Here is a 20775-nt window from a genome sequence, read left to right as displayed (position 1 = left end):
GAATCCGGTTTTCAAATAGTTGGCCGCGTCCTAGCATGGTTTGCTGCACCGAGAAAAATCTTCAGTTGACAGTCTTTGTGTCAAAAGACTGTCGGATCTGTCTCTTGGCAAACGTTCTTGACCGGCAATGTTTCATAAGGGAGCCTTTTAAAAGATGTCCGACTTCATGGAAACTGTGCTTCTTGAGCGCATCCGCACCTTTATTCCTGACAAGGCCGTTGAGCAAAAACGCATGTTTGGCGGCACCTGTTTCATGGTCAACGGCAACATGCTGGTCTGCGCCTCAAAACGTGGCTTGATGGCCCGTGTCGGCAAGGAACAGGAAGCGATTGCACTTGCCAGACCTCATGCTTCGCCCTGTAGGCCGGCCGGCCGTCCCATGCCCGGCTTCATTCGCATCGAACCTGACGGCATTGAAAGCGACAGCGATTTGAGAGACTGGATCGAGATGGCACGCGCATATGTCTGTGCTTTGCCACCGAAGGCGGCAAAACCTAACAAACGCAAGTCAGGGAGGGCACATTGATGACCGAGCACGGATTTCAGAAGGAAACTTTCGCGTTTTTGAAGGCCCTTGGGGCCAATAATTCCAAGGATTGGTTCGACGCAAACAAGTCGGACTATCAACGCCATGTCAAAGAGCCGACCGATGTTTTTCGCCCGGCCATGAACAATGCGCTGCAAACGCTGACAGGTCATGAGATGACGTCCAAGCAGTTCCGTATCAACCGGGACCTGCGCTTTTCAAAGGACAAGACCCCCTACAACACCCACATCCGGATGGCCTTCTGGCCGGTTGGCGCTTCTTTTCAAGGAAGAGACGCGCAGCCTCCGAGCTTTTTCCTGTCGATCGAGGCGGATACCATTCGCTTCGGCACAGGGTGCATGGCATTTTCCAAACCCGTTTTGGGCGCTTATCTGACATTGCTGGAAAAAGGTGAAGGTAATAACATTTCAGAACTGCTCGCCCGCATGCGGTCCGGTGGTTTCGATGTCTCCGAACCGGATCTGGCCAATCCACCACGCGGATTTCCAAAGGACCGCGCCTATGCCGACCTTGCGCGGCACAAGGGACTGGCGGTCTGGAAACACCTTCCGGATACGAGCAGTTTGGAGGGCGGCAGCGCTGTGACAGCGCTCACCAATGCATGGAAGCCTACGTTACCCTTCTGGCAATATTTTGCTGACCTACAGGAAAAAACTTGATCCAAAGCGCTTTGGAAACTAAGACCATCGACACTCCCACCCTTAGAGACGAAATTCGATGGCAATATCCAAAAACTCGGCAGCGCGCTTTTCCAGTGACTTCCTGTTCGGCGTGGCAACCGCCGCCTATCAGATCGAGGGAGCTGCCAATGAAGATGGGCGCAAGCCAAGCATTTGGGATGCGTTTTCAAAGATGCCGGGACGGGTCTACAAGGGGCATTCGGGGGATGTGGCTTGCGACCATTATCATCGATGGGAAAGCGACCTCGACCTGATCCAATCTCTGGGCGTCGACGCCTACCGGTTTTCGATCGCCTGGCCTCGTATTCTGCCTGATGGACGTGGCCAGGTGAATGAAAAGGGCCTCGATTTTTATGATCGTCTTATCGATGGGATGGTTGAGCGTGGACTAAAGGTTTATCCGACGCTTTACCACTGGGACCTGCCACTGACGCTGGCCGGTTACGGGGGCTGGACTGCTCGCAACACGGCAGAAGCATTTGCCGAATATGCCGAAATCGTTGTCAAACGGCTTGGCGACCGCATGGACGCTCTCGCAACAATCAACGAGCCATGGTGTATCTGTCACTTGAGCCACCTTTACGGCATCCACGCACCTGGTGAAAAAAGCCCGGAAGCATTTGCTGCTGCTGTTCACACATTGAACCTTGCGCATGGACTTGGTGTGGAGGCTGCAAGGTCAGTTCGTCCGGACCTGCCGATGGGCATCGTTATCAATGCTCATTCCGTCTATGCTGCAAGCGGATCGGCAGACGATCAACGGGCCGCAGAACGTGCTTTTGAATTCCACAACGGTCTTTTCTTTTCGCCGCTCTTCGAAGGGTCGTATCCCGCTGAAGTGCTCGAAGCATATGGCGAGATGATGCCGATCGAAGAAGGCGATTTGAAAACCATCAATCAGCCTCTCGATTGGTGGGGCCTCAATTACTATACGCCGCTGCGGGTCAAAGATGATGGCTCAGCTGACACCCTTTATCCGCGCGCTGAAGTCGTTCCACCCAAGCCCGGTCCGGACCTGACCGACATCGGCTGGGAAATCTACGAGACCGGCCTGTCCGACCTGATGAAGGGTCTATATGAACGCTATAGCCTGCCTCCGATGTTCATCACCGAAAACGGCGCTTGCTACAACGATGAACTGGTTGATGGTGTTGTCAGAGACCAACGCCGGATTGATTATCTGGAAAAACACTTTAGCGCCGTTGCCGACGCCAGGGATGCGGGTGTGCCGGTCAAAGGGTATTTTCTCTGGAGCCTGATGGACAACTACGAATGGGCAGAAGGCTACAAAATGCGCTTCGGCATTGTGCATGTCGACTATGACACGCAAGCCCGCACGCTCAAGGACAGCGCTCTTTGGTACCGCGGCCTCGTATCAGAGCATGTCAGCACCCGGTGATTTCACGAAGCGTTCCGGAAGTTGGCGAGTATGATCTCGCTCCACACACGCGTGGGCGGAATCCATGCCATCCAGTTGTTGTAGTTTCCTGAAAAGACGACCGCGGCAATGTCTGCTTTCGGGCAGAGGAACAAGCGCTGACCGCCATTGCCGAAACCGGCAAACCAAGGCGTTGGACCACCTAGTGCCGTGACCGGCGCCTGCCCGCAGAACCAGAAGTACCCATAGTCCAGCCCTTCGCCCGTCGCCACGACCGGACGCAGTGAAGCACTCAGCCAGGCTTCCGGGATGACACGGTGGCCCTCGTAAACACCGTTATTGAGCACCATCCGTCCGATTTTCAGGAGATCGGGCGCCGTGAGCCGCAGTCCGGAGGCAGGAGAATGCGTGCCGTCCTTGCCCGCATTCCATTCGAACCGGTTGATGCCGAGTGGCCTGAACAGAGTTTCATTGGCAAATTCAGGCAAAGTCTTGCCTGTTCCCCGCTTCAGAATTTCACCGATCAATGCGGTTGCGCCGCCACTATAGACCCAGTGCCTTCCCGGCTCCTCCACGAGCGGCCGCTCGAGAACATAACGAAACCGGTCCGGCGCCATTTCCATAGCAATCTCGCTGTTCTCCGGGTCTGTATAGGGACGTGTTTCGTCCCACTCCATTCCAAGCGTCATGGTGAAAGCATGTTCGATGGTGCGCAGCTTTCGCTCAGGGTGCTGCGCAAGGTCTTGATAGTCTGGGAACAAGTCCAGTATCGGCGTATCCAAGCGCGGCACGTCCCCTCTTTCCAGGGCGACGCCGTAAAGCAGGCTGACGACGCTTTTCGAGACGGATCTCAGATCGTGAAGCGTACCGGCGTCGAATGCGACCTCGCCGAGAGGCCGGCCCCAGTTTTCGTCCAAACCCCTGCCGTAGCTTTCCAGGATTGTCTGACCGCCCCTTTCTGCAAGCACACAATGCAAGAATGGCAACAAACCTGCCTCTTCGCCGGCCTGCAGTTTTCGTCCGATCATCGGGTCAAGGCCGCGCTCTTCCGCAATCAGCGCGTGGGGCGACAAAGAAAGACCGTTCTTAAAATCCATTTTTGAAATCCCTTGGAAAAAACTATTTGGGAACGAGGAGTTTCGGTCCGAAAAGCGAGCATTCTGTGACACCTGCAACAGCGCATGGAACTTCATCTTGACCTTCCACTCGCTGGAGCCACCATTGTTTCAAGTAGCTGGCGGAACCAGTCCATTCGGAGAACAAGAAAAGTGGATCGCAGAACTTTCCTAAATGCCTCACTTGCCGGAGCCACGGCGGCACTATTGCCACGTTTTGCGCTTGCCGCACCGCAGGGAGAGTATTTCGAGCTGACAGCAGCAAAGGGCAGCCAGCGCCTTTTTGGCGAAGACGGCGAACTTTCCGAACTTTGGCTCTACAACGGCCGTCTTCCCGGTCCCGAAATACGGGTCAAGCGCGGCGAACGTGTGAAAGTGCGTTTCATCAACAAATTGGATACGCCAACTTCGGTTCACTGGCACGGCATCCGTATCGACAACGCCATGGATGGCGTCGCGGGTTTGACGCAAGCCGCCGTCGCTCCGGGCGATAGCTTCGACTACGACTTCGTGGTTCCAGATACAGGTACCTACTGGTATCACGCCCACAACATGAGCTGGAACCAGGTACCGCGCGGTCTTGCCGGACCGCTTATCGTCGAAGACGACACTCCCGCCTTTGATCCCGACTGTGACATCACGATGATGCTAAGCGACTGGCGGCTGGATGAAGACGGCCGCCTCGACACCAACAGTTTTGGAGCTCGACACGATTTTTCTCATGCCGGGCGGCTCGGCAATTGGTTGACCGTTAACGGGAACTCGCTTCCAGACATCCGATTGAAGAAGGGACATTGGCACCGGTTGAGGCTGATCAACAGCTCCGCATCCCGTATCCTGGACCTCGCCCCTGCCCGGTTCGGCGCCCGATTGATTGGGCTCGATGGGCAGTTATTCGATGCCCAGAGAAGTATTGACGACCTTGTGCAATTGTCTCCCGCACAGCGAATGGATCTGGTCATGAAGCCTGAGGCGAGCGGCACAATTCCATTCGAAATGATGACGGGACAAGCTTTCACTTTCGCAAATTTCATCGTTGAAGACGCCAATCCAAGTTCGGCAGATCTCAAACTGCCACCCAAGAACGCCTTGCCTGAACCTGATATGGAAAACGCACTACAGTTGCCGCTTGATATGGCAGGCGGCGCGATGGGCGGCATGCGGGCTCTGATGCGCACACGCTCCGAAGACGATCTTCGGCAAATGATGTCCAAAGGACTTTTCTGGACACTCAACGACACGGCGGGCATGCCGGAGCGGCCAATGTTCACCGCCAAACGCGGTCAGACGGTCGTGTTGGACAGCTTGAATGAAACCGGCTTTCCCCATGCCATGCATATTCACGGGCACCACTTCAGGGTGCTTGAGCGCAGCGGCAAACAACTGGAACATCAGGACTGGCGGGACACGTTTACTAGCGATCCACAGGAACGGGTGAAGATCGCATTCGTTGCCGACAATCCGGGTAAATGGCTGATCCACTGCCACATGCTCGGCCATGCGGCCTCTGGCATGATGACCTGGTTTGAAGTGACCTGAGCTTGCTCAGGACTAAACCGCGATCGGCGCCGCAATATGTGGATGCGGATCATAGCCTGTAAGTTCGAAATCGTCGAACTTGAATGCAAAAAGATCTGTAACGTCTGGATTGATCTTCATGTCTGGCAACGCCCGCGGTGACCGCGTCAACTGCTCCCGCGCCTGATCAAAATGATTTGAGTAAAGATGCGCGTCACCGAATGTATGCACGAAGTCACCCGGCTTCAGTCCGGTGACTTGAGCCACCATCATGGTGAGCAACGCATAAGACGCGATGTTGAACGGCACGCCGAGGAAAACATCCGCCGAGCGCTGATAGAGCTGGCAGGAGAGCTTGCCGTCTGCGACATAGAACTGAAACAGCGAGTGACACGGCGGCAACGCCATTTCATCGACGAGTGCCGGATTCCAGGCTGACACGATCAGACGACGGCTCTCCGGATTGGTGCGGATCATGGTCAGCAGATTGGCAATCTGGTCGATTGAACGTCCGTCAGGGGCTGGCCAGGAACGCCACTGATAGCCATAAACCGGACCGAGCTCACCGTTTTCGTCCGCCCAGTCATCCCAGATCTTTACGCCGTTTTCTTTCAGATAACGTATGTTTGTATCGCCTGCCAGAAACCAGAGCAGCTCGTGAATAATCGATCTCAAATGCAGCTTCTTGGTGGTAACCAGAGGAAAGCCCCGCGAGAGATCGAAGCGCATTTGATATCCGAAAATCGAACGCGTGCCGGTTCCGGTTCGATCACCACGGTCAGCACCTTCTTCCAGGATTTTCGCCAAGAGATCGTGATATTCCTGCAAAGCCCGGCCCTCGATATCCAAAATTCAGCTGGTCAGCGCTAACTTGGCAGATTCTCAGGAAATCGCACCCCTTGGGTCCGACTTTCCCCAATTCCCGGTCAATCTGTGGATGAGCTTTCCCGGCAAAGCGGTTTCAAACCGGCGAAAACCCTTTCATTTCAGGACCGGAGCCCTTATATCAGGAGTGCTGGTTCGCCAGCTACGGCAATAAACTGTCAGTGCAATAAACCTATCGGACCCGGGGGCGGTACCCGGCGCCTCCACCCAAGCTCATGAGGCTTAAAACTCTGATATCTCATGGGTTTCGGCGGGGGCGAAATAGGATCGACGAGGGCGTAAAGACTGTGCTTTTGCTCGGCATTGTACCACCGTTATCGGGCTGTCTTAATAGTTGCAAACGACAACTATGCTATGGACAACGCTGTCGCTGCGTAATGCAGTTCCAGTAGTCCTTTAAAGCCCTGCTGGATTAGCACCGGTAGGCGGGGTTCGGAGGCACCTGGCAACAGAAGCCTCCACTTGATTTTTCCAACTTTGTTGATTGATTGAACTGCCTTCGATGGCGAAGCCTGATAACATTATCGGGAATGGCGGATTAATCTGGGTTCACTTTGAAAAGAGCCTTTTCTTTTTGATCTCGGACCGTCAAAGTGCTGCTGATAGATGATATTTCCAGCGAGATTCGACGAAAACTGATGTCTGAAGACCTACTGCGATACGACATTTTGATCCAGGACGCGCTCCGCAGCGCTGTCAAAAAGATACTGGCTGAAGTCGGACGCACCGGCCTGCCCGGGGAACATCATTTTTACATCGCCTTCGACACCAACGCGCCAGGCGTTCGAATTTCCCAACGGCTCAAAGAACGCTATCCGCAGGAAATGACGATTGTGCTTCAACACCAGTTCTGGGATCTGGCAATTGGCGAACATGCGTTCGAAGTCGGCCTCTCCTTTGGCGGTGTCGCAGAAAAACTCCTGGTGCCGTTTTCGGCCATCAAGGGCTTTTTCGACCCATCCGTTCAATTCGCGCTTGAATTCGATCCTGGAAAGACAGCAGAAGAGCTTCCTGAAGAATTGCTGGAAGCGGTCGAGGAACTGGCCAAGGTTGAACAGGAACACGAAGACAGCCAAGAAAAGCCTGATCCAAGTTCGATTGAAGCTGCCACGCAGGACGGCGTCAGCGATGACAAACCGGTTGCCATCCCGTCTGGCGATGGTGGTGGGGAAGTCGTTTCGCTGGATGCTTTCCGTAAGAAGACCTGATTTTCGGAGCCCGACTTATGAGCGCAGAGATCATCAATCTGCGTATGGCGCGCAAACAGAAAAGTCGGCAGGACAAAGACAAAGCAGCCGAAGACAATCGGCGCAAGTTCGGCCGATCCAAGGCAGAGCGAGACGCTGCCAGGCAGCGCCGAGAAGATCTCGAGACAAAGTTAGAAGGCCATCGTTTGGAAGGTGCGAAGCCTCCTGACGAGGACCTTGACGTTTGAACAGCATGGCATTGCTCAAACGCTCCCTCACCCTGCATGGACACCGCACCAGTCTGGCGCTGGAGCCCGAGTTCTGGGAAGTGGTGGACGAGCGGACACATTCCGAAAAACGTTCGCTTGCAGGACTTATCGCTGAAATAGACGACAATCGCGATCCCGATGACCCGCTGTCCTCAGCAGTCAGGGTCTGGGTGCTGAAACAGATCCGATCAGCAGTAGATTAGAACCGTTTTAGCGTGCGCCGGGAAGAACAAGTGGCGCACCGACATCACGTGTTATCAGATCCTCAATGGAAATCGGAGGATCGAGCGGCGGCAGAGTGTTTGTCGGCTTGGCAGCGGGCGCTGAAGCCGGCGGTGACGGTGCCAAAGCATCGGAGCCCAACACGGCCCGGATGCGCTCGGCGAACGGCTCTTGGGCCTCCGACGGCGGAGCTGCATTGCTTTGTCTGCTCGGCACAGGGGCAGCTTCCTGCGGAGCTGCTGAGTTGTCCTGACCCGCACCACCGGATTGTTCCCCTTCCAGGCGCAATCTTTCTTCTTCGGCTGCAAGAGCAGCCGCTTCAGCCGCCAGTCTTTCGCGTCTCGCTTGCGCTTCTCTTTGCTGCTTCAACTCTCGAACAAGCCGGTCACGCTCCATGATTTCCGCCTGGAGCTTTTCGACCCTCTCAACTTCCTGCTCAAACGCTCTCAAAGTCAGATAGGCGGTAAAAGGTGCAATATCGACACGCCGGGACGGCGCATCCAGCGCTCCCTCAAACAACAGACCAACCTGTGGCTCAGCTCCTGTCACTGCATTCTCACCCGGGTCGACCTTCACTGAAAAGTCCGCGTCCAGTTCGTTCGTTCCAAGATCAACTTCCGCAGATCCGAATATTTCTGCGCGCTGCGAATCCACAACTACATTTCGTGCACTCAGTCTGCCGCCGACAAGCGTCAATGTGCCATCGACGCGTTCGAATGGAAGGTTTCCGGCGGACATATGGCTTACGAATACCTCCCGTATCCTATCGTCCTGCAGATCCAGTCCGGCATCGACAGCGCGCGTCACGAGCGGAAAAGCTTGCGGGCTCAGGCTGCGGAAGTCGCCCTCTTCAAGCGCAAACGTGCCGCCACCGCTCAGACCCGTAACAATCGCGGAAATGGAACGTCCCGCCCCTTCGAATTCCAGAAAGAGATCAAGCGTTCCAGAAGCCACTGCCCGGTCACCCGGCCGCCAGACAACCTGCCGCAAGTCGCCGTTGTCGAGCTTCAGCCGTCCCGAAATCGCGGCTTCGGCCTCGGATCTGCGCAACGAAAGGCTGCTGGTCAGAGCCCCTCCTGCAAAAACACCATTCAAACCGTCAAGACGCATCATCACTGGGGTCAGTCTGAGTTCGGCATTCGGATTGGAAATCTCGAGTGTTTCGTCAATGATCATTCGATCAGCCTGGAGGCCAAGCGTAAGGTCAAACCCATCAAGCAAGGGGGCACCGAATGGAGCAGTCGGCCAGATACTCGACCCATCTCCGGCGGAGAACCATTGATCCGGTCCAAGAACAAGTTCACTCAGATTGCGAAGATCAACCTGGTTGAGCGTAAGTTCACCGGTAAACCGTCGGTTCCTTTCACCCGGCGCGGGCTCCATATCACCTTCAAGCCGCCCCTCAAACCGTGTTTCACCGATTGTTCCTGCGGCTTTGGTCAGCGCAAGAGCTGTCCCAACACCTTCAATTTCGAATTCCAATTCCGCTGGAATTGTTCCTGTCATGATCGGCAGCACGCGCCCGGCCATCAGCGCAAGCGGCGCCAGATCCGACGTTTTCGCGCCGACCCGGAAGCGGAAGTCAGGATCGGTTTCCTTCTTCAATGTTACAGAGCCTTCAGAAATTAATTCTGAAGTACCAACCTGTGCAACGACATCGACATTAAGGCCTTCTTCCGGAACACCCTTGGCACTCAGTGACAGTTGCCCGGTGCCGCTGGTTTCAACTGGAATGATGTCGAAACCCAGCTGCTGGAGCAACTTGCTTCCATCGGGGCCGAGCATGGCAACGGATAGATTGACTTCTGCGTTCTGCCAATTGTCGACCCTACCTTTCAACGCTGCCTCAACTGTGGTCTCCGCACCTCCTGCCGCACCTTCAAGGCGCAGGGTCATTTCCGTCCCTTCCCCTGCCGCGGCTGCCTTAAGTTCACCATCGAACTTCGCCGGAACCAGACTACCAGCAGCTTTTTCAAGCCGTTCTGCAAAGGCCGTATCGGGAAAAAGGCTCCCGGTCAGGGCAACGAGGCCTGACAGGTCGCGCGCATCGAGCGTGCCGGTGACAGTGCCATCCGGAGCGGAAAACAGATTATCAATCCGACCTTCCACATCGAAGCGGGCCCCTGCCAGATCGTCGGCAAACAACCTGTCAATCCGGACACCGCCATCGGAATACTCTGCTTCCAAGGCAACGCCTTCACCCTCGACACCACGTGCGACCACTTCCTTGGCTCGCAGCCTTACGGAAACGTCCAGACCTTCCGGGTCTTCCGTTTTGCCCGAGGCGTCGCGTTCCGGGCGCACGAGAGCCGCCAGACTTTCAATCTGGTCCAGGTCGAGCCGTTCAGCATCGAGACTGAGGGAGAACACCGAATTACCACTTCTGGGTTTCCGATAGGCGAGGCCACCCCGTGCTTCGGAACCCGAAAGCGTCAGCCTGAGATTGTCCAATGCGGCTCCTTCCGGAACCAGGTTCAAACGCCCCTCCAGCGAGACGGGATCAATTGCTGTCACGCCGGTATCTCTTTGGCGCCACCAGCTCAAAAATGCACCCGGCTGCTCGGAGCTTACAGAAACAGCGCCGCGATAGGTCAGCTCGGGATCGAGACCAAGGTCACCCTGTGTCGCCACCAAGGTGCGGCCCGGCAAGCGCCCTGCCAGACGGGCAACGCGCCAGCCACCCAACATGGTTTCAAGATCAAGACGTACGTTTTGGATGATGCCGCCACCGGCCACAACTGCCGGCACATCCATCGAAAGGGCACCGTCGATCGGGGGAAGCGGCACAGCACGCAGCGCTGCGACCAATTGCCGGCTAGCAGTCTCCAGTTCGACAGGAGACTGGGGTCCACCGCCGAGCAGCCTGTCAAGATCTACCTGCTTGGACTTGGTGCGCACCTCAAAACGTTTGTCGCCCGCATAGACAAGGTCGGCACTGCCAGTCATGCCAAGGCGATTGTCTTCGGGACCATACCGGAATTCAAATGCTGGAATTGCAACTTCGGCAATGTCAGCGGTGAATTCGCCTTCAGCCTGCCAGATATTCCGGTCGTTTTCCTCTATCGGAACCGATGCGATATTGAAGCTGCCGCCAAAGGCAGGAGCAGCATCCACCTCGTTGAGCATTCCGTCGAAAGAAAAATTCACCGGACGATTTGTTGGTGTTACTTCACCCTTGATCCGCAGGCCCGTGTCTTGCTGGGCACGGCCTGTGGCAAGGCTGATATTGTATGGCGCGCCGTTGATCGAAAGACTTCCCGCCGCCTTGAAAGGACCCGCCAATGAGCGGGCACTAACAGCAAGATTGCCATTGTCGATCCTGTGGATTGCTCCGGAACGGGCATCAATAATCGAGAGAGCACCGTCACGCACAGTCACCTTTTCGAAGGCGATGTCTTCAGGCGGCAGTTTGGACAGGGCCCCGCTGGAAGTGATTGCCGTCAACCAGTCCAGTCGCCCGCCTTCATCAAGAGAGAGCGACAGGTGCGGGCGGTCGAGTTCCATATCCAGAACCCGGATCTCGCCTTTCAGAAGCGGTGGCAACTCGATCCGAACATTGAATTGCGACACAACAAGAAGCGGATCTTCGGCCTCGCCGACGCGAACATCGGAAAAGCTGATGGACGGTGCTGGAAGCAAACGCAGATCCGCTTCGCCAAGCACCGTCACCCTGTGTCCCAATGCACGCTCTGCGTAGGTCTCGAAGGTGGACCGGTAGTTGGTCCAGTCGACAAAAAACGGCCCGACCAGTGCGGTAACCAGCACCAGAATGACGGTAATTCCCAATGTGATGTAGACGGAGTTCAGGCCTTGTCTCCTTATGCTCCCTGGTCACCGTAAGTTACGCGGGATAGATTTAGCCTAACTGTGCTGCACTGCAAACACAGTATCATAAAACGGTCTTTGCTCCGGCGGGTTTTCGCACTTGGCCGCCGAAGCTTAACGATCTGATTCGACACAATATCACGACTGCGGCAGTATCTTGCCCGGATTCATCACATTGCCCGGATCAAGCGCCTGTTTTAAGGCCAGCATGACATCAAGAGCTTCTCCGTGCTCCCGGCGCAGGTATTTCTGCTTACCCTGGCCAACACCATGTTCTCCAGTACAGGTACCACCCATATCGATGGCACGGATGGCCAGGCGTTCGACAAATGCTTCAGTCCTGCGCTTTTCCTCCGGGTCATCGAGATTGACCAGGATCTGAACGTGGAAATTACCATCACCAACATGGCCTACGATGGGAGCGAGAAACCCTTCAGCCCGGATATCTTCCGCTGTTGCCGACACGCAATCGGCAAGCCGGGAAATCGGGACGCAGACATCCGTCACCATGACCTGTGCATCCGGCTTCAACGACTTGCCTGCCCAATATGCGTCATGACGCGCGGCCCAGAGCTTCGACCTTTCCTCCGCAACCGTGGCCCAGTCAAACGAACCGCCGCCCATTTCCTCAGCAATGGCCGAGAAGGTCTCGGATTGTTCCCGCACATTGGCTTCAGAGCCATGAAATTCAAGAAACAATGTCGGTGTCTCGGCCAACTCAAGCTTCGAATAGGCGTTGCAAGCCTTCACCTGAAGACTGTCCATCAGTTCGATCCGGGCAACAGGCAATCCCATTTGAATTGTCGTGATAACCGCGTTGCATGCTGACTGGACATCGGGAAAAGGACAGACACCGCCTGAAATCGCTTCTGGTTGACCATACAGTCTGAGCGTTAGCTCCGTAATGATCCCGAGCGTACCTTCCGACCCAACGAAAAGCCGGGTCAGGTCATAGCCGGCAGAAGACTTTCGCGCACGTCCACCGGTTCGAATGATCCGGCCGTCCGCAGTCACGACCGTCAGGCCAAGGACTGCGTCTTTCATCGTCCCATAACGGACCGCGTTTGTTCCGGACGCTCGCGTTGCGGCCATACCGCCGAGACTCGCATCCGCCCCCGGATCAATCGGGAAGAACAACCCGGTATCGCGAATATAACTGTTTAGTGTCTTGCGCGTAACGCCAGCTTCTACCCTGCAATCAAGGTCTTCACCGTTGATTTCTAGCACCTTGTCCATTCGGGATAGATCGATAGAGACACCACCAGACGGCGCGTTGACATGACCTTCCAACGAAGATCCTGTGCCAAAGGGGATAATTGGAACATGATGCGCTGAGCAGATCCTGACGGCCTTTGCGACTTCTTCCGTTGACAGCGCAAAGATAACCGCATCAGGCGGCTGGTTTTTGAGCCACGTCGTTGTATGGGCATGCTGTTCTCGAAGCGCATGCGAAGTTGAAAACCGCTCACCGAAAAGATCGCTCAGTTGCGACAACGCCGCACCGAAACTTTCAGGCTGACTGGCGTCTTGCACGTCATCCAATGCGTTTGCCAAATCAGACATTTATTCCATCCTCCACGGGTCAGGGTTGCTGGTCGACGCCATGCTTACCAACGCAGAATATGTGAGCAGATCATCAAAAGGTCAAAGTGGAAGTTGCGTGCTAAGACACAGTCGAGGGCAAAGTGGAGAAAGGTGCTGACTATGACGGTGGAATGGGAACACGAACCGATCAAGAGCAAGGTCATGATCGTGCAGGAGGACTGGATTGACTATAACGGCCACCTGAACATGGCCTACTACAACGTTTTGTTCGATAAAGCCGTTGATGAGATCTTTCTTGGACTGGGCCTTGGCGCGGACTACGTGAAAACTAGAAACGCTTCATTTTTCACAGCTGAGACCCATGTTTGTTACTTGCGTGAACTCAGTGCAGGGATGCCCGTGACAGCAACACTTCAGTTGATCGACTTCGACCACAAGCGCGCCCATTTTTACCAGGAGCTTTGGCACGCAGAAGAAAACTGGCTTTCTGCAACGATGGAACAGATGAGCCTCCATGTGGACATGTCGGCTAGAAAGGTTGCTGATTGGCCGCAAGATGTCTTTCAGAACCTTTCTGCCCTTGCCAAGGCGCATGAAAGCCTGCCGCGACCGGCGCGCAGCGGAAGACGCATTGAAATTCGGAAATGACGTCAATCAAGCGTCAAGACATCAATCTCCAAGCAACCTTTTCTCAAATTTGAAGTTTGTGACGTGAATTGACATTCAAAGTGTCGTCGGTCGACTAGTTATTTGCTGCGACTCGGGCACAATGCACAAAAGCAGGAATTCCGCTCCATGTGCCATGACTGATGCGTAAAATAATAGAAACAGCCGGTCAGCTTCCCAAGATCCTCATCAGCTGGATTACTCCAAACCTGCGCCAGTTTCGCGGCAACAAACTCCCACTCATCTGGTTTTTGGCTATCCTCGTCGGCGCGCTGGTGGCTCTGGCCGCAATTGCCTTTCGTACGGCAATCGGGCTGATCCAGTGGCCTTGGCTTGGAACGGTCACCGAGCTGACCATACAGGCTGCACGCCAACAACCCTGGTGGGTTATCTTGCTCGCCCCGGCGTTTGCTGGACTGCTTGTCGGCTGGATCCTTCATCGCTTCCACCCTCAGCAGCGCGCGGGTGGTGTCGCGGACGTGATTGAGGCACGCGCACATGGCGGGCGGGGCCTGCCTCTCAGTGCTGGCCTCTGGTCCGCGGTTGTCACAGCCATTTCCCTGGGTGGCGGGGCAAGTGCCGGTCGCGAAGGACCAGTCGTTCATTTGGGTGCAACGCTCGGCACTGCCGTTTGCAATTTTTTCAATCTCCCGGATGCCGGGCGACGCGTGATGCTGGCCTGCGCGGTTGCCAGCGGCGTCTCTGCGTCGTTCAATGCACCGATTGCAGGCGTTTTGTTCGCCCATGAAGTGGTGCTCGGCCACTACGCTGTTTCGGCCTTCGTACCCATAGTTCTGGCGTCGGTGGTGGGCACGTTGCTTTCCCGGCTTTGGTTCGGGAATGTCGCCGCGTTCGAAATTCCCCAGTATGAGATATCCTCTTATCTGGAGATTCCGGCTTTCGCTCTTCTGGGGCTGACCTGCGCAGCCGTGGCCATCGCGTTTCAATTCGCATTGATCGGCACAGACTGGACCGCACGCAATATCTCAATGCCACTTTGGTTCCGCCCGGTTCTTGGCGGTCTGGCCGTCGGGGCAATTGGCATTTTCTTTCCTGAAGTCCTCGGCGTTGGGTATGAGGCGACCGACCTTGCGCTGAAACACGAACTGACAATTCAGACCATGCTCACGCTTCTGGTGGTCAAGACAGCAGCAACAGCCATTACGCTGGCCTCCCGGTTCGGAGGCGGCATATTCTCGCCGTCCCTTTATCTTGGCGCCATGACAGGTGGCGCATTCGGATTGATCGCGGCCTCTGTATTTCCGGAAATGGCGTCCAGTCATGGTCTTTACGCCATCTTGGGTATGGGGGCTGTTGCCGCCGCGGTGCTTGGAGCGCCCTTTTCAACAACCGTGATCGTGTTTGAGCTGACCGGTGGTTACGCCCTATCCATAGCACTGCTGCTCGCCGTATCGATCGCAACGGGACTGACCCAGGCCGTTCACGGCAAATCCTATTTTCATTGGCAATTGGGGATGCGCGGCTGCTTCGTGAACGAAGGCGTGCACCAGTTTTTGAGTGAAACCGTAAAGGTTCGCGATTTCATGGATCCGCCACCTGAAAAGGAAGAAGAGCGCGCGTTCAATCCAGGTGAAGACGGTCCTTATCTACACGACACGGATTCTCTGGAAAGTGCCTTGAAAAGTTTTGACTCCTGCGGCAAGGCAGCACTGCCGGTGGTGCGGAAGGGCGACGCCACAAAGATCATTGGCACGGCCCGGCACGTGAGAGGTTTGCGTTATTTCAATGCCGCGTTGATCAAGGCCACCAAGGAAGAGCACAACTGACTTTCAGACGTGCCGAAGCTTTAATGCGCTGGCGGTTCGGTTGCCAATATCTTGCCGGCATACATGTGTGAGGCCCGCCCTTTTTTTCTCGCTTCACGATCTTTCATGGCAACAAACAGTCTTGCTTGCTGCCCCTGGAGCCCCGGTAAGTTGAACGGATCAAGGCCTGCCCAGGGAAGGAACGGATTGCGACGCAGAGAACCATAAATGCCGACCCTGACGGAGGGTCGTTCGCTCGATGCACGCGCATGAAAGCCATGCGTGTCAGCAACGACGAGCGTATTTCCCGGGACCGCAAACCGGGTGGCTTGAGGATAATTCAGCCGGCTCAGTTCGTCCGTCCGTAGCCGGAACGATCCTCGTGCGTGAAGCTTGTTCTTGCTCTCAGCTGCAACTAGGCTTTGCTCTCGCTCCCAATTCAATCGTTCTTCGGTAAGACGATGCGAACCTGGAATGTATGTGAAAGGCCCTTCGGCGTCGTCAATATCGTAGAGAAAGAACCAGGATTTGGCGGTCTGATGGAATGTATCGGAATGAAAAGCCGTTTGCGGGTCAGCACGTTTTTTGCTTCCCGGGTCGGTCATTACGATATGAAGGTAGACCAACGGGTCCCCGTCTGTGGAAGCCAGGTACCGCAGGCCGTTTTGAAACGGTTTGCACCAAACGAGCGCTTTCAAAAACGGAAGATCTTTCAAAACATTGGGTGGCAGTGGAATAAATCGTGTTACGGCATTGCCTTGCCGCATATCCCATGCGTGGAACCGCGTCGTTTCAACTTCATGTCGAACACCTGCGAGATCCTTATCTGTCAAAAGCCCGGGTGTTGCTATGAACCCATCACGCTCATAAGCGACCCGATCTTCCTCAGGTAACAAATGTCTGAGTTTGCGCCGCCGAAAATCCGCCAGCTTTTCCGCAAGTTTAATGCGGCGCACATGAAGCCCGGCCTCATTCAGGCGTCGGCTTCCTATGAGCGGATTGTCACAAAAGGATTTCGCTCCAGTTGCCAGAGCCGCTGCGTAATAAGGCATTTTCAGTATTTTTTCGGCGCGCACGAGGTCACCCATAGAATACAAACTGCAATTGAATAGATTTCGAAACGGAGCCGAATTTCTCCGGCTCCTCCAATACTAGATTGTCTTTGTGGCTTGTTCCAGCCAGATGCGTTCTTTTGCCCCAACCAATGGGCCAATCTCGCCACGAACACGATCATGATAGCTGTTCAGCCAAGCGCGTTCCCGGTCGGTCAGGAGGGCAATATCCACCATTCGAAGGTCCATTGGGACCAAGGTGATCGTTTCAAACCCCAGCATCGGCCGTTCGCCTCCGGCTATGTCCCGTGCTTTGGTAACGATCTCCAGGTTTTCAATCCGGATACCGTATTCGCCGGCCGGGTAGTATCCAGGTTCGTTCGACAGGATCATGCCTGGCTTCAAAGGGGTTGTACCAGTCTTCGCAATGCGCTGCGGCCCCTCATGGACACTGAGGTAAGCTCCCACCCCATGACCTGTGCCGTGATCGAAATCGAGCCCGGCCTGCCAGAGATCGATCCTTGCGAGTGTATCAAGTTGGGCTCCTGTCGTTCCTTCCGGAAAACGCGCAGTCGAAATGGCGATATGACCTTTTAGCACCAACGTATAATGCTTCTTCATTTCAGCCGAAACGTCGCCGACCGCAAGCGTGCGGGTAATATCGGTCGTTCCGTCTTCAAACTGCGCGCCCGAATCGATCAGGAACGGTTTTCCCATCGGAATTTTCAAGTTGCTGCTGTGGCTGACCCTGTAGTGGCAAATGGCACCATTTGGCCCCGCACCAGAGATCGTATCAAAGGAAACATCTTTCAGAACACCGGTATCACGCCGAAACTCTTCAAGTTTTTCAGCAACACCAATTTCGTCCAGTTCGCCCTTGGGCGCTTCCTCGTCGAACCAGCACAAGAACCTGATATAGGCAGCGGCATCGCGGACATGGGCCTCACGGGCCCCCTTCAACTCGACTTCGTTCTTGATTGCCTTCGGCAAAAGCACAGGATCTTGGGCTTCAATCAAGGAGCCGCCCGCATCGCTTATTGCATCTGCAATGCCGATACCGGCCAGTGACGGGTCAATCATGACATTTGCACCGTCCCGGCCAAGCGCTTTGAGCCCTTCCATAAACTCACTGGGTTCAGCCAGCTCGGTAAGTTCGGAGAGCGCGTCGCGCACCGAGTTGGAAAGCTTGCGACCGTCAATGTATAGAGACGGCTTGCCGGTCGACGGAACGGTCGCGAACGACAAAGGCAAAGGCGTGTGAGTGACATCGGAGCCACGGATATTCAGCAACCAGGCTATTGAATCCGGTTGGGTCAACACGCAAGCATCTGCCTTCTTTTCTGAAAGCGCTGCCTGAATTTCAGCAATTTTGCCTTCGGACGCCTTTCCGGCGAGTTCCAGGGGATAAAGCTTTACCTCACCCAGCGGAGGTTCCGGCCGGTCGACCCAGATAGTATCGATGGGGTTTTCGTCCAGCGTCACGAGCTCCGCGTCTGCAGCCTCGCAGACTTTCCGAAGCCGACGCACTTCACGAACCGTATGAAGCATCGCATCGACGCCGATTTTTTGTCCGGGCTTCAATCTGGATGCCAGCCAGTTTGTGACAGGATCGGTGATCAGGTGCGCGGCCGGAAACACCTCCATATCGACTTGCTCGCGAACCTGGATCGTGTATCGGCCGTCCACGAAAATGGCAGCCTGATCGGCGAGCACAGCAGCGACACCCGCCGACCCTGTAAATCCTGTCAGCCACTGAAGCCGGCAATCATGAGGAGGCACATACTCACCCTGATGGGCGTCGGCGCGCGGTATCAAAAATCCGTCCAGCCCAAGACGGCCGAGTTCAGCCCGCAAGAGCGCCGCATGCGGCGCCCCGCAGGAAGGATCGCTGAGATCTTCAAAAGATTGAAACATGGCGGCACGGTAATTTGCCCGCAGCTATGGATCAAGCCAGATAATTTTTCCTTTCAAGCCCTCGGAAAGGGATGAAATTCACATCAATAGTGCAGCGCAGCATTTCTTTCGCATATGCGAGAGACGCAGAGCTGTCATGCGCAATCAGGCCTACCAGACTCATCGTTGAAGGCGCATATAAGGACCAACACAATAAGAAAGACGTGGCTCCCTAGGGAAGCTCTCAAAACTCCAAATGGGATTGAGAAAATGACCATGAAAACGACGACATCCACCCGCAACGGCTTCATGCGCCGCGCATTCGATCGTATGGTTGAGGCCCGGTCTGTTCAGGCACGCCGCTACGTCAATGGCTACCTGCTGTCTCTCGACGACGCGACGCTCGCTGCACACGGCTATGACCGTGAAGAGCTAGAGCGTGAAGGGTCTACAACAACAGGCTTCTGATCGGACGACAGGTTAGGGCTCAGGACAAGATCAAGAACTGTGCACATGCTAAAGCTCGCCGATTCACCCGGCGGGCTTTTTTTGTGATCGGAAGTGACTGAAATAGGCACTCTAGTGCAGCTCAGGCCAATTTTTGTCCGCGCACCAGTGTCAGCGTCAACCAGCCGTCCTTTTCCCTGCGGCGGTCCAATACAAATCCCTGGCACCGATATGCGAACAGGATCCGGGGTCCGTCCTCGACGCGAAGGCCTGACAGGACAAGTGTTGCTGTTTGGGTCATCTTTTCCCCAATGGACTTGGCCATTTTCATCAAGGGTCGCGCCAAAATATTGGCAACCACAAGATCGAACGGTCCGTACAATCCGAACCGCCGGTCATCCATGCCGTTTGCCGTAAATCCTCGAACAAGATGACTTGCGCCGTTGAGACGGGCGTTTTGAAGAGCTGTCTGAGTAGCGACTGGATCAATGTCCGTGGCCAGCACGATTTGTCTGGCTTTCAGAGCTGCGGCAATCGCAAGAACGCCCGTGCCGGTGCCCAAATCCAGAATGTTGTCATATTCACGCAGTGAGAGAAGCCGATCAATTTCCTCAAGGCACCCTGCGGTGGTGCCATGATGCCCAGTCCCAAACGCAAGAGCCGCCTCGATCTCCAGCCCGATTGCGCCGGGCAGAACCTTGTCCCGGTCGTGGCTTCCGTGAACCAGAAACCGCCCGGCTCGAACAGGCTTAAGTCCTTCCAGGCTCTTCTCAACCCAATTGATATCAGGCAACTCTTCGGCTTCAAGCGGAGCGGCAAAAGCGTCGGCACCAACACGATCGCGAACAGTTGCTTCTGCCTCCTCGGGCGAAACATCAAACAACAGAACTTCGGCTGCCCAGATCTTGCCGTCAGACGACGCCTCATAAACCGTTACCGGATTGCCTTCATCCTCGAATGCGCGTTCAAGAATGTCGGAAATCCGTTTGGCTTCCAGTTCCTCGGCTGTTATCCGCACCCGAATGGTTTTCATGTTCGCTCACGCCTTGTTGAAATTGGCCACAAGGCCAGCGGTATAGCGGCCCGGCCTTTCACATTCCAGTAGAGCCTCAGCAAAAGCCTGGGCAAATGCCTGTTTCGCCCCATCTCTAGAGAAGAGAGAAACGGGAGGTACCATGTCCACACTTGTGAGAATCCACTCTCCGTCCTGGATTAAGGTCGCCATTGCCGCGACATTAATCCTTTTGACTGCTCCGCTGCCGGCTGCCAGTGCAACACCAGAGCAGGACGCCTTGTTCCGCGCACTCAAAAACGCTTCCAATGAAGTGGAAGCCAAGAAGATTGAAAACCAGATCTGGGAAGCCTGGCTGAACGCTGCCCCGAATCCGGCCATACGGGAACGCATTGATGAAGCCATGAGCCGGCGTGGCATCTATGACTTTCAAGGCGCAAAAGACATTCTTGATGAAGTGGTGGAAGAAGCACCGGATTATTCGGAAGGCTGGAACCAGCGCGCATTCGTTTTGTTCCTGCAGGGCAACTACGACGAAAGCCTTGAGGACATCGACCGGGTGCTGGAGCTTGAACCCCGACACTTTGGAGCCCTGTCGGGCAAAGCGATGATTTTCCTCAGCATGGGGCGCGCAAAGCTTGGTCAAAAGCTCCTGAGGCAAGCTGTTGAGATCCATCCATATCTGAATGAGAGAAACCTGCTGATCAAACCAAAGGGCACGGATCTTTAGCGCGGGAACAGCCAATTTTCAGATTGGCGCGTTTAAAA

18 protein-coding genes and 1 other RNA gene are annotated in these 20775 nt (G+C 55.2%); 12 read left to right on the top strand and 7 right to left on the bottom strand.

Going from position 1 to position 20775, the window contains the following annotated elements; all coding sequences use genetic code 11:
• The first annotated feature begins 154 nt into the window (after nucleotides 1–154).
• The 3 genes from Q0835_RS19725 to Q0835_RS19715 are packed head-to-tail and all read left to right on the top strand — an operon-like array spanning nucleotide 155 to nucleotide 2626.
• Nucleotides 155–526 carry a TfoX/Sxy family protein gene (locus Q0835_RS19725; RefSeq protein WP_298963871.1) on the top strand — a complete coding sequence of 124 codons (372 nt, stop codon included), beginning with the start codon at nucleotides 155–157 and terminating at the stop codon, nucleotides 524–526.
• Nucleotides 526–1206: a DUF2461 domain-containing protein gene (locus Q0835_RS19720; RefSeq protein ID WP_298963870.1), complete on the top strand. Its 681-nt coding sequence runs from the start codon at nucleotides 526–528 to the stop codon at nucleotides 1204–1206. Before Q0835_RS19725 ends, Q0835_RS19720 begins: the two co-directional genes overlap by 1 nt.
• Nucleotides 1207–1264: 58 nt before the next feature.
• Nucleotides 1265–2626 (top strand): GH1 family beta-glucosidase, encoded by a 1362-nt coding sequence (locus tag Q0835_RS19715; RefSeq protein ID WP_298963869.1) that lies wholly within the window; start codon nucleotides 1265–1267, stop codon nucleotides 2624–2626.
• Nucleotides 2627–2628: 2 nt separating this feature from the next.
• Here Q0835_RS19715 and Q0835_RS19710 read toward each other — a convergent pair whose 3' ends face one another.
• The gene (locus Q0835_RS19710; RefSeq protein ID WP_298963868.1) at nucleotides 2629–3702 is read right to left on the bottom strand and encodes a serine hydrolase; all 1074 of its coding nucleotides are present in this window, start codon (nucleotides 3700–3702) and stop codon (nucleotides 2629–2631) included.
• A gap of 171 nt (nucleotides 3703–3873) precedes the next feature.
• Between Q0835_RS19710 and Q0835_RS19705 the strand changes: the two genes are divergently transcribed.
• Complete coding sequence (locus tag Q0835_RS19705; protein WP_298963867.1) at nucleotides 3874–5259, top strand: multicopper oxidase family protein; 1386 nt, start codon at nucleotides 3874–3876, stop codon at nucleotides 5257–5259.
• A 12-nt stretch (nucleotides 5260–5271) separates the two neighbouring features.
• Here Q0835_RS19705 and Q0835_RS19700 read toward each other — a convergent pair whose 3' ends face one another.
• On the bottom strand, nucleotides 5272–6066 hold the full coding sequence (locus Q0835_RS19700; protein ID WP_298822187.1) for a thymidylate synthase: 795 nt from the start codon (nucleotides 6064–6066) through the stop codon (nucleotides 5272–5274).
• Between the two features lie 147 nt (nucleotides 6067–6213).
• Between Q0835_RS19700 and ssrA the strand changes: the two genes are divergently transcribed.
• From ssrA to Q0835_RS19680, 4 genes are all read left to right on the top strand, one after another.
• Nucleotides 6214–6586, top strand: a transfer-messenger RNA (tmRNA) gene (gene ssrA, locus Q0835_RS19695).
• 175 nt (nucleotides 6587–6761) lie between these two features.
• Nucleotides 6762–7331 carry an SspB family protein gene (locus Q0835_RS19690; protein ID WP_298822186.1) on the top strand — a complete coding sequence of 190 codons (570 nt, stop codon included), beginning with the start codon at nucleotides 6762–6764 and terminating at the stop codon, nucleotides 7329–7331.
• A 17-nt stretch (nucleotides 7332–7348) separates the two neighbouring features.
• Nucleotides 7349–7558 (top strand): DUF4169 family protein, encoded by a 210-nt coding sequence (locus Q0835_RS19685; protein ID WP_298822185.1) that lies wholly within the window; start codon nucleotides 7349–7351, stop codon nucleotides 7556–7558.
• Nucleotides 7559–7563: 5 nt separating this feature from the next.
• On the top strand, nucleotides 7564–7782 hold the full coding sequence (locus Q0835_RS19680) for a ribbon-helix-helix domain-containing protein (RefSeq protein ID WP_298822268.1): 219 nt from the start codon (nucleotides 7564–7566) through the stop codon (nucleotides 7780–7782).
• 7 nt (nucleotides 7783–7789) lie between these two features.
• On the opposite strand, the gene Q0835_RS19675 is transcribed toward Q0835_RS19680, so the two are convergent.
• Together Q0835_RS19675 and Q0835_RS19670 are read right to left on the bottom strand one after the other, a co-directional pair.
• Nucleotides 7790–11587, bottom strand: coding sequence for an AsmA-like C-terminal region-containing protein (locus tag Q0835_RS19675; protein ID WP_298963865.1), 3798 nt, complete (start codon nucleotides 11585–11587; stop codon nucleotides 7790–7792).
• 177 nt (nucleotides 11588–11764) lie between these two features.
• Nucleotides 11765–13189 carry an FAD-linked oxidase C-terminal domain-containing protein gene (locus Q0835_RS19670; RefSeq protein WP_298963864.1) on the bottom strand — a complete coding sequence of 475 codons (1425 nt, stop codon included), beginning with the start codon at nucleotides 13187–13189 and terminating at the stop codon, nucleotides 11765–11767.
• 141 nt (nucleotides 13190–13330) lie between these two features.
• On the opposite strand from Q0835_RS19670, the gene Q0835_RS19665 reads away from it, so the two are divergent.
• Together Q0835_RS19665 and Q0835_RS19660 are read left to right on the top strand one after the other, a co-directional pair.
• A complete protein-coding gene (locus tag Q0835_RS19665; protein ID WP_298963863.1) occupies nucleotides 13331–13819 on the top strand; it encodes a thioesterase family protein in 489 nt (162 codons plus the stop codon).
• Between the two features lie 161 nt (nucleotides 13820–13980).
• Nucleotides 13981–15624 carry a chloride channel protein gene (locus Q0835_RS19660; RefSeq protein WP_298822181.1) on the top strand — a complete coding sequence of 548 codons (1644 nt, stop codon included), beginning with the start codon at nucleotides 13981–13983 and terminating at the stop codon, nucleotides 15622–15624.
• A 20-nt stretch (nucleotides 15625–15644) separates the two neighbouring features.
• On the opposite strand, the gene Q0835_RS19655 is transcribed toward Q0835_RS19660, so the two are convergent.
• Together Q0835_RS19655 and Q0835_RS19650 are read right to left on the bottom strand one after the other, a co-directional pair.
• On the bottom strand, nucleotides 15645–16679 hold the full coding sequence (locus Q0835_RS19655; RefSeq protein ID WP_298963862.1) for a phytanoyl-CoA dioxygenase family protein: 1035 nt from the start codon (nucleotides 16677–16679) through the stop codon (nucleotides 15645–15647).
• A 75-nt stretch (nucleotides 16680–16754) separates the two neighbouring features.
• Nucleotides 16755–18569, bottom strand: a complete 1815-nt coding sequence (locus Q0835_RS19650; RefSeq protein ID WP_298963860.1) for an aminopeptidase P family protein — start codon at nucleotides 18567–18569, stop codon at nucleotides 16755–16757.
• A gap of 249 nt (nucleotides 18570–18818) precedes the next feature.
• On the opposite strand from Q0835_RS19650, the gene Q0835_RS19645 reads away from it, so the two are divergent.
• Nucleotides 18819–19016 carry a hypothetical protein gene (locus Q0835_RS19645; RefSeq protein WP_298963859.1) on the top strand — a complete coding sequence of 66 codons (198 nt, stop codon included), beginning with the start codon at nucleotides 18819–18821 and terminating at the stop codon, nucleotides 19014–19016.
• 121 nt (nucleotides 19017–19137) lie between these two features.
• Here Q0835_RS19645 and Q0835_RS19640 read toward each other — a convergent pair whose 3' ends face one another.
• A complete protein-coding gene (locus Q0835_RS19640) occupies nucleotides 19138–20028 on the bottom strand; it encodes a 50S ribosomal protein L11 methyltransferase (protein ID WP_298963858.1) in 891 nt (296 codons plus the stop codon).
• A 142-nt stretch (nucleotides 20029–20170) separates the two neighbouring features.
• Here Q0835_RS19640 and Q0835_RS19635 point away from each other — a divergent pair, with 142 nt between their 5' ends.
• Nucleotides 20171–20737 (top strand): tetratricopeptide repeat protein, encoded by a 567-nt coding sequence (locus Q0835_RS19635; protein ID WP_298822176.1) that lies wholly within the window; start codon nucleotides 20171–20173, stop codon nucleotides 20735–20737.
• Nucleotides 20738–20775 lie beyond the last annotated feature (38 nt).

The sequence above is a fragment of the uncultured Roseibium sp. genome (genome assembly GCF_947499295.1).
Lineage (GTDB): Bacteria > Pseudomonadota > Alphaproteobacteria > Rhizobiales > Stappiaceae > Roseibium.
This window is presented reverse-complemented; position numbering and strand designations above follow the sequence as displayed.

Coding starts and splice junctions, on each gene's coding strand:
- Q0835_RS19725 (WP_298963871.1), top strand. CDS start 155: ATGTCCGACTTCATGGAAACTGTGCTTCTTGAGCGCATCCGCACCTTT.
- Q0835_RS19720 (WP_298963870.1), top strand. CDS start 526: ATGACCGAGCACGGATTTCAGAAGGAAACTTTCGCGTTTTTGAAGGCC.
- Q0835_RS19715 (WP_298963869.1), top strand. CDS start 1,265: ATGGCAATATCCAAAAACTCGGCAGCGCGCTTTTCCAGTGACTTCCTG.
- Q0835_RS19710 (WP_298963868.1), bottom strand. CDS start 3,702: ATGGATTTTAAGAACGGTCTTTCTTTGTCGCCCCACGCGCTGATTGCG.
- Q0835_RS19690 (WP_298822186.1), top strand. CDS start 6,762: ATGTCTGAAGACCTACTGCGATACGACATTTTGATCCAGGACGCGCTC.
- Q0835_RS19685 (WP_298822185.1), top strand. CDS start 7,349: ATGAGCGCAGAGATCATCAATCTGCGTATGGCGCGCAAACAGAAAAGT.
- Q0835_RS19680 (WP_298822268.1), top strand. CDS start 7,564: ATGGCATTGCTCAAACGCTCCCTCACCCTGCATGGACACCGCACCAGT.
- Q0835_RS19670 (WP_298963864.1), bottom strand. CDS start 13,189: ATGTCTGATTTGGCAAACGCATTGGATGACGTGCAAGACGCCAGTCAG.
- Q0835_RS19665 (WP_298963863.1), top strand. CDS start 13,331: ATGACGGTGGAATGGGAACACGAACCGATCAAGAGCAAGGTCATGATC.
- Q0835_RS19660 (WP_298822181.1), top strand. CDS start 13,981: ATGCGTAAAATAATAGAAACAGCCGGTCAGCTTCCCAAGATCCTCATC.
- Q0835_RS19650 (WP_298963860.1), bottom strand. CDS start 18,569: ATGTTTCAATCTTTTGAAGATCTCAGCGATCCTTCCTGCGGGGCGCCG.
- Q0835_RS19645 (WP_298963859.1), top strand. CDS start 18,819: ATGACCATGAAAACGACGACATCCACCCGCAACGGCTTCATGCGCCGC.
- Q0835_RS19640 (WP_298963858.1), bottom strand. CDS start 20,028: ATGAAAACCATTCGGGTGCGGATAACAGCCGAGGAACTGGAAGCCAAA.
- Q0835_RS19635 (WP_298822176.1), top strand. CDS start 20,171: ATGTCCACACTTGTGAGAATCCACTCTCCGTCCTGGATTAAGGTCGCC.